General features: G+C 71.0%; 14 protein-coding genes. 10 read left to right on the top strand and 4 right to left on the bottom strand.

Annotated features, from left to right (window positions below; translation table 11 throughout):
• Nucleotides 1-9: 9 nt before the first annotated feature.
• Nucleotides 10-918, bottom strand: coding sequence for a ketopantoate reductase family protein (locus HHUB_RS04405; protein WP_059056384.1), 909 nt, complete (start codon nucleotides 916-918; stop codon nucleotides 10-12).
• A 78-nt stretch (nucleotides 919-996) separates the two neighbouring features.
• Between HHUB_RS04405 and HHUB_RS04400 the strand changes: the two genes are divergently transcribed.
• The 6 genes from HHUB_RS04400 to HHUB_RS04375 all read left to right on the top strand — a co-directional run bounded on the left by HHUB_RS04400 (nucleotide 997) and on the right by HHUB_RS04375 (nucleotide 7,922).
• On the top strand, nucleotides 997-1,875 hold the full coding sequence (locus HHUB_RS04400; RefSeq protein WP_059056383.1) for a DMT family transporter: 879 nt from the start codon (nucleotides 997-999) through the stop codon (nucleotides 1,873-1,875).
• Between the two features lie 41 nt (nucleotides 1,876-1,916).
• Nucleotides 1,917-2,846: a hypothetical protein gene (locus HHUB_RS04395; RefSeq protein WP_059056382.1), complete on the top strand. Its 930-nt coding sequence runs from the start codon at nucleotides 1,917-1,919 to the stop codon at nucleotides 2,844-2,846.
• A gap of 76 nt (nucleotides 2,847-2,922) precedes the next feature.
• Nucleotides 2,923-5,604, top strand: coding sequence for a phosphoenolpyruvate carboxylase (gene ppc / locus HHUB_RS04390; RefSeq protein ID WP_059056381.1), 2,682 nt, complete (start codon nucleotides 2,923-2,925; stop codon nucleotides 5,602-5,604).
• Between the two features lie 60 nt (nucleotides 5,605-5,664).
• Nucleotides 5,665-6,657 (top strand): ABC transporter ATP-binding protein, encoded by a 993-nt coding sequence (locus HHUB_RS04385; protein WP_059056380.1) that lies wholly within the window; start codon nucleotides 5,665-5,667, stop codon nucleotides 6,655-6,657.
• Nucleotides 6,654-7,421, top strand: coding sequence for an ABC transporter permease (locus tag HHUB_RS04380; RefSeq protein ID WP_059056379.1), 768 nt, complete (start codon nucleotides 6,654-6,656; stop codon nucleotides 7,419-7,421). Before HHUB_RS04385 ends, HHUB_RS04380 begins: the two co-directional genes overlap by 4 nt.
• Nucleotides 7,422-7,451: 30 nt before the next feature.
• Nucleotides 7,452-7,922, top strand: coding sequence for a carotenoid biosynthesis protein (locus HHUB_RS04375; RefSeq protein WP_059056378.1), 471 nt, complete (start codon nucleotides 7,452-7,454; stop codon nucleotides 7,920-7,922).
• 13 nt (nucleotides 7,923-7,935) lie between these two features.
• On the opposite strand, the gene rtcA is transcribed toward HHUB_RS04375, so the two are convergent.
• Entirely contained in the window at nucleotides 7,936-8,955 is a 1,020-nt protein-coding gene (gene rtcA / locus HHUB_RS04370; protein ID WP_059056377.1) for an RNA 3'-terminal phosphate cyclase, read from the bottom strand.
• Between the two features lie 87 nt (nucleotides 8,956-9,042).
• Here rtcA and HHUB_RS04365 point away from each other — a divergent pair, with 87 nt between their 5' ends.
• Nucleotides 9,043-9,603: a DUF1684 domain-containing protein gene (locus HHUB_RS04365; protein ID WP_059056376.1), complete on the top strand. Its 561-nt coding sequence runs from the start codon at nucleotides 9,043-9,045 to the stop codon at nucleotides 9,601-9,603.
• A gap of 74 nt (nucleotides 9,604-9,677) precedes the next feature.
• On the opposite strand, the gene HHUB_RS04360 is transcribed toward HHUB_RS04365, so the two are convergent.
• Nucleotides 9,678-10,658 carry a transcription initiation factor IIB gene (locus HHUB_RS04360; RefSeq protein WP_059056375.1) on the bottom strand — a complete coding sequence of 327 codons (981 nt, stop codon included), beginning with the start codon at nucleotides 10,656-10,658 and terminating at the stop codon, nucleotides 9,678-9,680.
• A gap of 332 nt (nucleotides 10,659-10,990) precedes the next feature.
• Here HHUB_RS04360 and HHUB_RS04355 point away from each other — a divergent pair, with 332 nt between their 5' ends.
• Genes HHUB_RS04355 through HHUB_RS04345 form a run of 3 tightly spaced genes read left to right on the top strand, consistent with a single transcriptional unit; the run spans nucleotide 10,991 to nucleotide 14,195 of the window.
• Nucleotides 10,991-11,575 (top strand): HalX domain-containing protein, encoded by a 585-nt coding sequence (locus tag HHUB_RS04355; protein ID WP_059056374.1) that lies wholly within the window; start codon nucleotides 10,991-10,993, stop codon nucleotides 11,573-11,575.
• A 4-nt stretch (nucleotides 11,576-11,579) separates the two neighbouring features.
• Entirely contained in the window at nucleotides 11,580-13,625 is a 2,046-nt protein-coding gene (locus tag HHUB_RS04350; RefSeq protein ID WP_059056373.1) for a PAS domain S-box protein, read from the top strand.
• Nucleotides 13,626-13,670: 45 nt separating this feature from the next.
• Nucleotides 13,671-14,195, top strand: a complete 525-nt coding sequence (locus HHUB_RS04345) for a response regulator (protein ID WP_082687164.1) — start codon at nucleotides 13,671-13,673, stop codon at nucleotides 14,193-14,195.
• On the opposite strand, the gene HHUB_RS04340 is transcribed toward HHUB_RS04345, so the two are convergent.
• Nucleotides 14,196-14,627, bottom strand: a complete 432-nt coding sequence (locus tag HHUB_RS04340; protein ID WP_059056371.1) for a DUF7112 family protein — start codon at nucleotides 14,625-14,627, stop codon at nucleotides 14,196-14,198.

Here is a 14,627-nt window from a genome sequence, read left to right as displayed (position 1 = left end):
GCCCGCAGTTCACTTTTCTTCGGCGAGCCGCACGAGGTCCGCGAGCGTCTCGTTGACCGGCGTCTCCACGCCGTGCGTGGCACCGCGCCGGACGACCGCGCCGTGCAGCGCCTCGACTTCCGTGCGCCGGCCGCGCTCGACGTCTTGGCGCATCGACGAGGGGTTCGTCGCGGTGCGCTCGGCGACCGCCCGGGTGCGCTCGACGGCGTCCTCGGGCACGGCGACGCCCTCGGCGCGCGCGACTGCGGTGGCCTCCTCGACGGCGCGCCGAAGCACGCGCTCGCCGCTCTCGGACTCGACGAGCGCGCCGTTCGGCACGCGCGCGAGCGCTGTCGCCGCGTTGATGCCGACGTTCACGAGCACTTTCGTCCACACCGCCGATTCGGGGTCGTCGGTCACGGTCGTCTCGATGCCCGCCGCAGTCAGGCAGTCCGCGGCGGCCTCGACGCGGGCGTCGTTCTCGGCGAAGTAGCGGCCGACAGTGGTGTCGCCGCGGCCGGCGTGCCGAACGTGGCCGGGGGCTTCGCGGACCGCGCCGTGGGTCGTCGTCCCCGCGAGCACGCGCTCCCGGGGGACGTACTCGGCGATGGTCTCGGCGTTCCCGAGCCCGTTCTGGAGCGTGAGCACGTCGGCGTCGTCGAGGTGGTCGGCGACGCCGGCGAGCGCGTCGCCGGTGTCGTAGCTCTTCACGCAGACGACGAGCAGGTCGGCGTCCGCGGCGGCCGCCGGGTCGGTCGCCGCGTCCAGCGGAATCTGTTCCTCGCGGCCGTCCGGGTGCGTGAACCGGAGGCCGTCGGCTCGGACGCGACGGACGTGCTCGCCCTCGCGCCCGAGCAGCGTCACGTCCGCGTCCGCCGCGGCGAGCGCGCCCGCGAGCAGCGACCCCAGCGACCCCGCGCCCAACACGACGATTCGCATGGCCGGCGGTACGGCCGGTGTCGGTAAAGCCTCCCGGGGTTCGATGGGACTTAGGGAGCGGGCGTCTGCGGGGCGAGTATGGGACTCCGGGACGCCGCCGCGCCGCTGACCGCCGCCGGCCTCTGGGGCGGGATGTACGTCGTCAGCAAGTGGGGGTTCGCGGCCGTGCCGCCGGTGACGCTGGCGTTCCTCCGAATCGTGGTCGGCGCCGTCGCGCTGTACGCCGCCTTGCGCGCGCTCGGTCGGTCGCCGTCGTTCTCCGCGCGGGACCGCCGCGGCTTCCTCCGGCTGGGCGCGTGGGTGGCGCTGACGCTGGCGACGCAGTTCGTCGGCACCGACCGCACCACCGCCAGTCAGGGGTCGCTGTTGACGATGCTGACGCCCGTGTTCACGCTGCTGCTCGGCGTCACGATGCTCGACGAGCGGCTGACGTGGCGCTCGACGGTCGGGATGGCGCTGGCGGGCGTCGGCACCGCGCTCGTGGTCGCGGGCCAGTACGGGCTCTCCATCGGCGGCGGGAACGCGGTCGGCGTCGCGGTGCTGTTCGTCGCGAGCGCGGCGTGGGCCGCCTACACCGTGGACGGCGCGCGCCTCGTCCGGACGCACGGCGCGCTCGTCGCGGCGACGTACAGCTCGCTGGCAGCGGTCCCGATGCTCGGCGCGCTCGCCGCCGTCGAACTCGCGGTGACCGGCGCGACGGTCCCGGTCACGCCGGGCGTCGTCGGGGCGGTCGCGTACCTCGGGGTCGCGAGCACGGCGGCCGCGTGGTTCCTCTGGTACCGCGGCGTCGAGCGCACCACGGCGACCGTGGTCGCGGCGTGCTTCTTCGCGCAGCCGCTGGTCGGCGGCGTGCTCGGCGCGCTCCTGCTCGGCGAGGCGCTCGGCCCCGGGTTCGCCGTCGGCGGCGTCGTGATGGGCGTCGGCGTCGCGCTCGTCAGCACCGCGCGCACGGGGTAGCGCGACAATCCTTTTGTGCGCCGGCCGCTTCTCCCCGAGACATGAACCGGGACCGCGGCCAGCTGTTGCTCGTCGCGGGGCTCGGACTGGCGCTGGCGTTCGTGGTGCTGGCGCTGGTGTTGAACGCGGTCGTGTTCACGGAGAACCTCGCGACCCGGAACCACGGCGAGACCGACGACGTGGTCGGCCACGAGCGCGCCGTCGAGGCCGGAGTCGGGGGGTTGCTCGTGGAGGCGAACACGTACGACGACGCGAACGCGACGACCGTGCGCGCGGCGCTGGAAGCCGGCGTTGGGCGGTGGGACGCGAACGCGTCGCTGTTGACCGCCAGCAGCGGCACCATCACGGCGGCCTCCGTCCAGAGCGTCGAGAACGGGACGCGAATCGCCCAGCCGACGGCGCGGAACTTCTCGAACGACAGCGGCGCCGACGATTGGACGGCGGCCGTGGACGTGAACGAGACGCGGCGCTTCGAGGCGGTCGTCACGCCGGCCAGCGGCGACCCGCTGACCTTCGAGGTCTCCGACGGGAGTGCGTCGTGGCGCGTCGCGGTCATCGACGAGGGCTCGGCGACGAACGTCTCCGCGTTCCGGAACGGTTCGCTGGTGGCGACGCACACGCGGACCGCCGAGACCGTCGCGCTCGACGTCACCGAGGGGACGGTCAACGGGACGCGGGTCGCGAACTGGACGTTCGCCGAGAACGTCAGCGCGCCCTACGACGTCAGCGTCGAGAACGGCGGGAACGCGAGCGGCCGGTACGGGTTCGTCGTGGACGTCCCAGATGCGGAGGCCGACGTACCGAGCGGGACGTACGCGAGCCGCGGGAGCGGGTCGCCGACGGCGGTGCCGGCGCTCTACGGCGCGACCGTGGACGTCACCGTGCGGGACGACCGCGTGACCTACCAGACGAACGTCTCCGTGGCGCCCGAGTCGTCCCCGTCGCCCGCGCCGTGGGCGAGCCCCGACTAATTCTTTACTCGCAATCGAGTGGCAATATGGCGTGGGTACCCGGGTTTTGAAAACCCCGGACGACCACCTGCGTGGTATGGATTTGCACAGCCGAAGCGTCCGCGAGGACGTCCGTGAACTCGGCGCCACGCTCGGCGACGCGATGCGCGCCCACGAGTCGCCGGCGGCCTACGACGCGGTGGAGGCCGCCCGCACCGCCGCCATCGACTACCGACGCGGCGACAGCGACGACCGCGACGCCCTCCGCGCGGTCGTCGCCGACGCCGACGTGGACGGCTACGAGGACCTCGCGCGAGCGTTCGCGGGCTACTTCGAGCTCGTGAACCTCGCGGAGGAGCGCGAGCGCGTCCGCGAACTCCGCCGCAGCGAGGCCGAAGGCACGCTCGCGGACAGCGTGCGCGGCGCGGTGGACGTGCTCGCGGACGCGGGCGCCAGCGCCGACGAGGTCGGCGAGATTCTCGACGACGTCCACGTCGTCCCGACGTTCACCGCGCACCCGACCGAAGCGCGGCGCAAGACCGTCAAGGCCCACCTCAAGCGCATCCGCGAACTCCTCGAAGAGCTCGACGAACACCGGCTCACGCCCCGCGAGCGCGAGCGGACGTGGCGGCGCGTCGAGGCGAACGTCGAGTCGCTGTGGACGACCCGGCGCGTGCGCGAGCGCCAGCCGACGCCGTTCGACGAGGCCCGGGACGTCCAGTTCTACCTCGCGAACGCGGTCTACGACGTGGTACCGGACGTGTACGCGGACCTCGACGACGCGCTCGCCGCGCGCTACGACGACCCGCCCGAAGTTCCGGAAGTGCTGGCGTTCCGGTCGTGGGCGGGCTCGGACCGCGACGGCAACCCCTACGTCACCACCGAGACGACCGAGCGCGTGCTGGACCGCCAGCGCCGCCTCGTCACCGAGCGCTACCTCGACGACCTCGACGACCTGCTCGGCGCGCTCTCGATGGACGGCACGCGCGTGGACAGCGCGGCGGCCGCCGACCTCCTCGACGACGCCAGCGACGAGGTTCCCCGGGTGGTCGAGCAGGTCGCCGAGCGCTACCCCGACGAGCTGTTCCGGCAGGTCGTCGCCGTCGTCCGGGAGCGCGTGGACCGCGTGACCGACGTGCAGCCGGGCGGCTACGCGGACGCTGACGAACTGCTGGCGGACGTGCGCGCGCTGGAGGACGGCCTCCGCGAGGCCGGACTGGGTAAGGTCGCCGACGAGCACGTCGCGCCGTTCCTGCGGCGCGTGAAGACGTTCGGCTTCCACCTCGCGGCGCTGGACCTCCGCGACCACCGCGAGAAGCACACGCACGCGGTCGGCGAGGCGCTCGCCCGCGAGGGCATCGACTACGACGGGATGAGCGAGGACGAGCGCGTGGAGTTCCTCACGGAAGCCGTCCTGCAGGACGACCCCGTGGTGGACCTCGAAGACACCGAGGGCGTGGACGACGAGACGGCGCGCGTGCTCGGGCGCTTCGACGCGCTCGCGGACTGGCACCGCGAGTACGGCCCGGACGCCATCGACGCGTACTGCATCAGCATGACCGAGGAGCCCAGTCACGTGCTGGAGGTCGTCTTCCTCGCGGACCAGGCGGGCGTGCTCTCGCTGCCCGACCACGCCGGCCTCGACGTCGTGCCGCTCCTCGAAACCCGCTCTGCGCTGTCGAACGCCCGCGAGATTCTGGGGACGCTGTTCGAGAACGAGGCGTACGGCGCGCTCGTCGAGGCTCGGGAGAGTACGCAGGAGATTATGCTGGGGTACTCGGACTCCAACAAGGAGAACGGCTTCCTCGCGGCGAACTGGCAGTTGGACCGTGCGCAGCGCAACCTCGCCGCCATCTGCGAGGACCACGGCGTGGACGTGCGCTTCTTCCACGGCCGCGGCGGCTCCATCTCGCGGGGCGGCGGCCCGATGAACGAGGCGCTGCTCGCGCTCCCCAAGGAGACGGTCACCGGCGACGTGAAGTTCACCCAGCAGGGCGAGTCCATCGCTGAGACGTACGGCAACCCCCGCATTGCCGAGCGCGAACTCGAACAGATGCTGAACGCCCAAGTGCGGGCGCGCCACGCCGCCATCGCCGAGGACGACCCAGACGTTCCCGACGAGTGGGTCGCGGCAATGGAAGAGATGGCCGAGACGGCCCGGGAGGCGTACCGCGACCTCCTCGACTCCGAGGGGTTCGTGGAGTACTTCGAGGCGGTGACGCCCATCGACGTCGTCGAGGACCTCAACCTCGGGTCGCGGCCCGCCTCCCGGACGGGCGAGCGCGCCGTCGAGGACCTGCGCGCGATTCCGTGGGTGTTCTCGTGGACGCAGACGCGGTGCGTGATTCCGGGCTGGTACGGCCTCGGCGCGGGGCTGGCCGCCTGCGAGGACGACGCCCTCCTCGAAGAGATGTACGAGGAGTGGCCGTTCTTCCGGACGACGCTGGACAACGCGGCGCTCGCGCTCGCGCGCAGCGAACCCGAAATCACCCACGAGTACGCCGCGCTCGCGCCCGACGACCTCCGCGAGCGCTTCCAGCCGCGCATCGACGCCGAGTACGAGCAGGCCCGCGACGAGGTGTTGGCGGTGACCGGCCGCGACGACCTCGTGGACCGCGCGTGGCTCCGCGAGAGCCTCGACCGCCGCAACCCCTACGTCGATCCCCTGAACTTCCTGCAAGTGGAACTCTTGGACCGTAAACACCGCAGTCCCAGCGCGGAGCGCGCGCTCCGGCTGTCCGTGATGGGCGTCGCCGCGGGGATGCAGAACACGGGCTGACGCAGAACCCGCCGCCGACTTCCGTGGCCTTAACCGCGTCACCGTCCTCCCGTATTTTAAATGCCGCCAGCGATACGCACCGACGACCTCGTCAAGGAGTACGGGGACGTCCGCGCGCTCGACGGGCTCTCCATCACGGTCCCGGAGGGCTCCTTCTTCGGGCTGCTCGGACCGAACGGCGCGGGGAAGACGACGTTCATCAACACGCTCGTCGGGCTCGTCCGCAAGACCAGTGGCACCGCCGAAGTGTTCGGGTACGACGTCGAGGACGACTACCGGGAGGCCCGAGACGCCATCGGGCTCGCGCCCCAGGAGTACAACGTCGACCGCTTCTTCCCGATTCGCGAGGTGCTGATGCACAAGGCCGGCTACCACGGCGTCTCCGACGAGGAGGCCGCCGAACGAGCCGCCGAAGCCCTCGAAACCGTGGGGCTGGACGGGAAGGCCGAGACGCGCTTCGACTGGCTCTCCGGCGGGATGAAGCGCCGGTTCATGCTCGCGCGAGCGATGGTCACCGACCCCGACCTCCTCATCCTCGACGAACCCACGGCCGGGGTGGATGTCGAACTCCGCCACGACCTCTGGGAGGTCATCCGCGGGCTCAACGACGATGGCACCACCATCCTCCTCACCACCCACTACATCGAGGAGGCCGAGCGCCTCTGCGACGAGGTCGCCATCATCGACTCCGGGCGGAAGGTGACGGTTGCGACGCCCGACCAGCTCACCGAGCGCGGCACCGACGAGGTGACGCTCACGCTCGACGCCGCGCCCGCCGCGACCCCCGCAATCGACGACAACCGCGTGGACAGCGTCGCCGTGGACGGCCGCACCGTCACGCTTCGCGCGAGCAGCGGCAGCGAAGTCGTCCCGGTCGCCGTCCGCCAACTGGAGGCCGCCGGCCACCGCGTCGTCGACGTGGACGTGGCGCGCACCAGCCTCGAAGACGTCTTCGTGGACATCACCCGGACTGGCGGTGACGCCACCGACGGCAGCACCGGCACCCACGACGACGGCGAGCGGGATGGCGAGACACAGGAGGTGTCGCCGTGAGCCTCTCGACGGGCCTGAAGGCGCTGACGCGCCGCGAGATTCTGCGGTTCGTCCGGCGGCCGTACAACACGTTCCTGCCGCCACTCATCACGAACGTCCTCTACTTCAGCGTGTTCGGCGTCATCCTCGGCGCGCGCATCAGCGACATCGGCGGCGTCCCCTACATCCAGTTCATCCTCCCCGGGCTGGCCGTGCTGGGCGCGGTGTCGAACGCCTTCGAGAACGCTTCGTTCTCCATCTTCCACGGGCGCTGGAACGAGTACATTCACGAAGCCCTCACCAGCCCGATGGCGTACTGGGAGATGGTCGTCGCGTACGTCGTGTCCTCGGCGCTCCGGGGCGTGCTCATCGGCATTCTCATCGCCGTCATCGGCGCGCTGTTCACGCCCGTCCGAACGCTTGCCCACCCGTTCTACGCGGTGGCGTTCTTGGGCGTCATCACGACGCTGTTCGCGGCGTTCGGCGTCATCGGCGGGCTCGTCGCGGAGGACTTCGACCACCTCACGGTCCTGAACCAGTTCATCCTCCGGCCGCTGGTGTTCTTCGGCGGCGTCTTCTACAGCCTCGACGCCCTCGACGGGCTCGCGCGCACCGCGAGCTACCTGAACCCGATGGTCTACATGGTCAACGGCGTGCGCTACGGCATCATCGGCGTCTCCGACATCGAGCCCGACACCGCGCTCGTCGTGCTGTCCGCGCTCACCGTCGCCGTGCTCGCCGTCGACGTCTGGCTGTTCCGGCGCGGCTACGGCCTCACCGACTAGCTTTTTCCCGGCCGCTCTCCGATTCCCGGTATGCCGAGCAATCGCGCGTTCGCCGCCAGCGTCGCCGCCGTCGGCCTCGTCGCGCTCGGGCACGCCGCGCTGACGTGGCCGCCCGCGGCCGTCCTCGTGTTCTTCGCTGGCGGCGCCGCTATCGCGTTCGTCGCCGAAGCCGTCGTCGTCAATCTGGGGTGGCTGGAGCACCACGTCGGCCCGAACGTCGTCGGCGTTCCGGTCTACGTGCTGTTCGGGTGGACGGGCGCGGTCTACGTCGCGTTTCGCGCGGCGCTGTTGGTCACGAGTGGATGGCCGGCGGTCGCGCTCGCGGCCGCGCTCGCCACCGGCTACGACGCGCTCGTGGATCACCGCGGCGTCGCAGACGGCCGCTGGACGTACACCGACGACGTACCGGGGCCGCGCGTCCGCGGCGTGCCGTGGTGGAACTTCGCCGGCTGGCTCGCGATTAGCGCCGCGACTGCCGGGCTCGCGACGCTCGTTCTGTAGAAAGGAGCCGCGACTACGCCGACAGCAGGACGGTGTCGCCCTCGTCCTCGACGGTCACGTCGTAGCCGAACTCCGCGAGGAGGTCGATGCAGGTCTCGACGTGCGAGGTGACCTCGGGCGCGCGGACCTCGCCGCCCGCGAGCGCGACGAACGGCAGCAGCTGGTCGGCGAGGTACTCGTCAACGGCGGCGTCGCCGTCCTCGAAGGCCTCGAAGCGCTCGACGGCGTTCTCGCCGACCGTTTCCGGTTCGACGCCCATCTCGCCGAGCTCCGCGAAGCCCGCCGTCGAGTGCTCGTACTCGGCGGCGAGCACGAGCGCCGACCCCGAGCAGTCCGCCTCGACGTACTCGGTTTCGACGTCGGCTGCGTCGGGCGCGGGCTCGGCCTGCCGCTCCGCCACGTCGTCCTCGCTCTCGGACTCCTCGGCGACGGAGTACGCGGTCAGCGACTCGCGCTCGCCGCGCTCGGTGACGTCGAAGGCGTCCAGCGTGGACGGCTCGACGGTCAGCGTCGCCTTCCCGCCGCCGCGCGGGTAGAAGCCGCGGCGGTTCAGGGTGACGTCGGCGTCGAGGCCGTGTTCCTGCAGGACGGGGAGCTTGACGCGCCGGAAGTAGTCGAACGGCGGCGCCCACTTCGCGTCCGTGCCGCCCTCCAGTCGCGCGGTGAACGACTCGTCGAGCGCGACCGCGACCGGGAGCAAGGCGTCGAACACCAGCGGGACGCTGCCCGCGGTGCCGACCTCCACGGAGACGCTGCCGCCGAGGACGCCCTGGTCGGCCGGGTCGGCGTCCTCGTCGATGTCCTCGTTGGGCTCGAACGTGAACGACTCCGAGCCGACTTCGACGCCGCCCGTCTCGGCGTTGCAGACGGCCGCGACTGCTTCGATTGCCGCGCAGTGCTGGGCCTGCAAGCCCGGGTTCGCGCGAGCGCGCCGGACGTGTCGCATCCGGAACGGTTCGCCTGTGACCGCGGACAGCGCGAGGGCGGTGCGGACCAACTGGCCGCCGCCCTCGCCCCCGTCGAGAATGTTCATACCGGTACGAGGCGTTCGGAGGTGAAAAGGGATTCGTCACCTCGCGGAGTCGCCACAGTTACCACGCTCCCGGCCCCACGACCGGACATGACGGCCGACGAGCCGGCGTTCGACGAGGCGGCGTGGCGCGAGCGCGTCCGCGAGCACCGCGCCGAGAAAGACGAGTTCTTCGCGGAGCACCCCCAGTCGCCGATTCCGGTCGGCGACCGCGAGGACTTCGACGGGCTGGCGTACTTCGAGCCCGACCCCGACTTCCGGGTGGTCGCGCGCTTCGGACGCGCGCAGAGCACCGAGCAGGTCTCCCTGGAGACGACACAGGGCCCGCCCGCGGAGTACCAGCGCGTCGGCGTGCTCGGGTTCACGCTCGACGGCGAGCACCGCACCCTCGAAGCGTACCGCGTCGAGGGCGAGGACTCGCTGTTCGTGCCGTTCGCCGACGAGACCAACGGCGCGGAGACGTACCACCGCGGCCGCTACCTCGACGTCGACGCCGCGGACGCCGAACAGGGCGACGACGTCGTCGTGGACTTCAACCTCGCGTACAACCCCTTCTGCGCGTACGCCGACCAGTTCGCGTGTGCGCTCCCGCCCGCGGAGAACCGCCTCGACGCCGAAGTTCGAGCCGGCGAGCGAGCGTACGAGGGCTGAGCCGTCGGCTACGCGGCGTGAAAAGCGCGAAAAAACGTCGTCGGGACCACCACCAGTGACCGCAGTCGGCCGCGTTACGCGGCGACTTCCGTGGCTTCCAGCAGCTCCTGGTAGCGGTTCCGGATGGTGACCTCGCTGACGTCCGTGACGTCGCTGACCTCGCTCTGGGTCACCTTGTGGTTGGTGAGCAGGCTGGAGGCGTAAATCGCGGCGGCCGCGAGGCCGACCGGCGACTTCCCGCTGGTGACGCCGTCCTCCTTGGCGTTGTCCAGCAGCTCGCGGGCGCGGCGCTCGACCTCGTCCGGGAGGTCCAGCTCGGAGGCGAACCGCGGGACGTAGCTGGCGGGGTCGGCGGGCGCGACTTCGAGGCCGAGCTCGCGGACGATGTAGCGGTACGTCCGCTTGAACTCCATCGCGTCGATGCGGCTGACGTTCGCCACCTCGTCGATGGAGCGCGGCGTCTGCATCTGTCGGGCCGCGGCGTACAGCGCGCTGGTGGCGACACCCTCGATGGAGCGGCCGGGCAGCAGGTCCTCGCTGAGCGCGCGGCGATAGATGACCGACGCCGTCTCGCGGACCTCCTTCGGGAGGCCGAGCGCGGAGGCCATCCGCTCGATTTCGCCCAGCGCCTGCTTCAGATTGCGCTCCTTGCTGTTGCGGGTGCGGAAGCGCTCGTTCCACTTGCGGAGGCGCTGCATCTTCTGTCGCTGATTGCTGGACAGGCTGTTGCCGTAGGCGTCCTTGTCCTGCCAGCCGATGTTCGTCGAGAGCCCCTTGTCGTGCATCATGTTCGTGGTGGGGGCGCCGACGCGGCTCTTCTGGTCCTTCTCGTTGGAGTTGAACGCGCGCCACTCGGGGCCGCGGTCGATGCTGTCCTCCTCGATGACGAGGCCGCAGTCGGCACAGACGGACTCGCCGTGTTCCTCGTCGTTGACGACGCGGCCGCCACACTCGGGACAGGTGACGGTCTCGTCGGCAGACTCTACCTCGGTCTCGGATTCGTTCTCGTTCTGCTGTCGGTCACTGGAGTACGTGCGGATTGTGGTGTCACTCATGATGGTTGAAGCGCCGGGTGGAGGGCGCCGGTCGCCCCCCGACTTGTCGTACTCATTCGTAGGAGCGATAAGTACTTAAACCTTTCGTGGTTTTGCGCACCTTTGACACACCCGTAAGAGCGAGTAGAGCGCAGAAGAAGCGAGAATAGCCGACTTTTGGGCCGCCCTAACGATTCGGGCGCGGTAACCGGAGGGTAAGGAGAAGACACAAAACTGTTACGGTGGTAGTCGGTACCACGACCGGCGTCGTCGGGGTGTTTCCAGCGGGACCCGTAGCTTGAGAAACCTTTAACTCAGGTCACTCTCGATACAGGACAGACCGACACCCACGCATGACAGAGCAAGGGGCACGCGTACTCGTGGTCGACGACGACGAAGCGCTCACTGACGTGTACGCCGAGTGGCTCTCCGAGCGGTACGCCGTCCAGACCGCGACCACCGGGGAAGGCGCCCTCGGCCAGCTCGACGACGACGTGGACGTGGTCCTGCTCGACCGACGGATGCCCGGCCTCTCCGGCGAGGACGTCCTCGACCGCATCCGCCGCGCGGAGTACGACTGCCGCGTCGCGATGGTCACGGGCGTCCGCCCGGACGCGGACGTCGTCGAACTCGGCTTCGACGAGTACCTCCTCAAGCCCGTCGACCGCGAGGACCTCCACGACGTCGTCGAGACCTTGCTCGACCGCTCCGCGTACGACGACCGCCTCCAGGAGCTGTACGCGCTCGCGTCGAAGCGCGCGCTGCTGGAGTCCGAGGCCGAAGACGGCGACCTCGAACTCGACGACTCCTACCAGGAGGTCGTCGCCCGCATCCAGGAGCTCCGGGGCCGCATCGACGACACGGTGGACGGCTTCGGGTTCGACGACTTCCGCGTCGCGTTCCGCGACGTCCCCGACCAGAACGCGGGCAGCGACTGACCAGATGGCGCCGGACCGCCCCCTCGTCGGCGCGGTGACGCGAGCCGTCCAGCGAGCCGACGCGGTCCCCGACCTCCGCGCCGGCGTCTGCGAGGCCGTCGTGGACGCGGGCTACGACTTCGCCTGCTTCTGTGACACCGAGCGCGAGCCGGCGACGGCGAGCAAGCCCGACGTCGAACCGCCCGAGCCGCAGACGGTCACGCCGACTCTCGGGAGTGCGGCGAGCGGGCCGACGCCGTCCGGGTCCGACGACGCGCACGGCACGCCCGAGCCGCTCGCCGACGACGCGGCTTCGCCGGGCGTCGCGGAGCGCGCCGTGACGTGGGTCCCGTACGACGACACGTTCGCCGCCGCGGTCCCCGTCGTGGACGCCGACGACTACTACGGGACGCTCGCGTTCGGCCCGGACGAGCGCGAGGCCGCCGACGCCGAGCGGGAACGCCTCGCCGCCGTCGGCCGCGCCGTCGGACAGGGCGTCACGCGGCTGCACGCCGTCCGCGAGCGCGACCGCCTGCGGGACTCGCTGCGCACCGAGCGCCGGCAGTTCGAGAAGCTCCACAGCATCGCCGCCGCGATGGTCGGCTGCGAGGACGCCACCAGCATCTACCACCTCGCCATCGACGCCGCCGAGAACATCCTCGAGTTCGACATCTGCGGCATCGACGTCGTCGAGGACGGCTACCTCGTCCCGAAGGCCACCTCGACCGGGCTGGAGTCCGGGGACTCCCACCGGCTCCCCGCCGACAGCGGCATCGCCGGCCGCACCTACCAGGAGAACTCCTCTATCGTCGTCGACGACGTCGCGGCCCACGAGGACGCCGAGCCCGCCAACCCCGACTACACGTCCGTCCTGAGCGTGCCCATCGACGACATCGGCGTGTTTCAGGCCGGCTCCCGGGAGCACGCCGCGTTCTCCCAGTCGGACGTCGAACTCGTCGAGCTGTTGATGGCGCACGTCTCCGCGACGCTGCGCCGGCTGCGCTCGGCGGACGCGCTCCGGGAGAGCGAGCAGAAGTACCGGACGCTCGTCGAGCAGAGCCACGACGCCGTCGTCACGTACGCCGACGGCGGCTTCTCGTTCGTCAACGAGCGCGCGTCCGCGCTGTTCGGGCGCTCCCGCGAGGAACTGCTCGCCGCCGACGCCCGCGAGCTGTTCCACCCCGAGGACCGCGTGAAAGTCGAACGCGTCGTCGGCGAGCTGACCGCGGAGTCCGGCCGCCGGCAGACGTTCGAGAGCCGCATCCGCCGGCCCGACGGCGACGTGCGCTTCTGCGAGTTCAGCGCGACCAGCATCGACTACGAGGGCGACGTCGCGGTGCTGGCCTCGATTCGGGACATCACCGAGCGGAAGGCCCGCGAGCGCGACCTCGAACGGCAGAACGAGCGCCTCGACGAGTTCGCCAGCGTCGTCAGCCACGACCTCCGCAGCCCCATCAACGTCGCGCAGGGGAGCCTCGACCTCGCGGACGGCGGCGACGACGAGCACCTCGACCGCGCCAGCGACGCGCTCGACCGCATGGAGGCGCTCGTCGAGGACGTGCTGGAGCTCGCGCGACAGGGCCGGCTCGTGGACGAGACCGAGGCCGTCGCGCTCTCGGAGGTGGCGACCGACGCGTGGGACTGCGTGGACGCACCGGACGCGACGCTCGCGGTGGAGACGGACCTCGTCGTGGACGCGGACCCGTCGCGGCTCCAGGAGCTGTTCGAGAACCTCTTCCGAAATGCTGTGGAACACGGTTCCACAGACCCCCAGAACGCGAAGCGTTCTGAGGACGCCGTGGAGCACGCCGACGACGACGGCGTCGCAGTCACAGTCACCGCGTACGCGGACGGGTTCGCCGTCACCGACGACGGCCCCGGGCTCCCGGACGGCAGCCACGACGAGGTGTTCGAGCGCGGGTTCACGTCCGCCGAGGACGGGACGGGGTTCGGGCTCGCCATCGTCGAGAGCATCGCCGCCGCCCACGGCTGGACCATCGACGCCGTGCCGCGGGACGGCGACGCCGACCGCGGCGCCCGCTTCGAGATTACCGGCTGTCGTGGCGAGTAGGACAACACTTACAGCGTCCGGGGTAGCGTGTCAGGACGACTAGCTATGAGCCGGGGGCGTGACGACGCGACTGTGCTCGCCGTCGACGACTTGCAGGAGTACCTCGACGTCTACGAACACAGACTCGGCGACGAGTACGAGGTGCGGACTGCGCACGGCGGCGAGGCGGCGCTCGCCGCCATCGACGAGGCCGTCGACGTCGTGTTGCTCGACCGGGAGATGCCCGGCGTGTCGGGCGACGACGTGCTGGCGGCGATTCGCGAGGAGGGGTACGACTGCCGGGTGGCGATGGTGACGGCGAACGAGCCCGACGAGGACGTCGTCGGCATCGGGTACGACGCGTACCTCAGGAAACCGGTCTCGGGGGACGACCTGACCGAGGTCGTCGAGCGCTTGCGCTCGCTGTCGGCGTACGTGGACGCGGTGACGGCGCTACACGAGGCCAGCGAGCGCCGCGCGGCGGGCGAACACGACCCCGAGCGCGTGCGCGAACTCCGCGACAGGGCCGACGACATCGCCGACGGCTTCGACCCGCGGGACTACCGGGTCGTGTTCCGCGACCTGCGGTGACTACTCGTCCAGCGACTCCGCAATCGCGGAGAGGCTCGAGTCCGGCGGCTCGGTCGCGGCGTACGTGGCTGACTCGCCGGGGACGCGCACGCCGTACTTGAAGCCGGGTTCGACGACGTCCACGTGGACGGAGCGCCCGGCCTCCAGCGGGCCGTCGTCGAGCCACGCCGCGAGGTGGTTGGTGGCGCTCCCGGGGTCGCGGGCGAGCGAGGGCGTGTCGTACGCGCCGCGAATCACGGGCGCGCCGTCGTCGCGGCGGCGGAGTTGCGCGTGGTACTCGTCGCCGTCGAGGACGACGCGGACGACCTCGCCGGCGGGGAAGTCGTCTGCCGCGTCCGCGGGCAGGCGGAGTTCGTGGCGGCGCGTCCCCCCGGCGCGGGCGACCGTCCCGGTCACCGTCTCGACGGTCTCCTCGGAGACGTAGTCGGGCAT

Source organism: Halobacterium hubeiense, assembly GCF_001488575.1.
GTDB classification, from domain to species: domain Archaea; phylum Halobacteriota; class Halobacteria; order Halobacteriales; family Halobacteriaceae; genus Halobacterium; species Halobacterium hubeiense.
The sequence above is the reverse complement of the archived record's forward strand: the minus strand, read 5'-3'. Positions and strand labels throughout refer to the sequence as shown.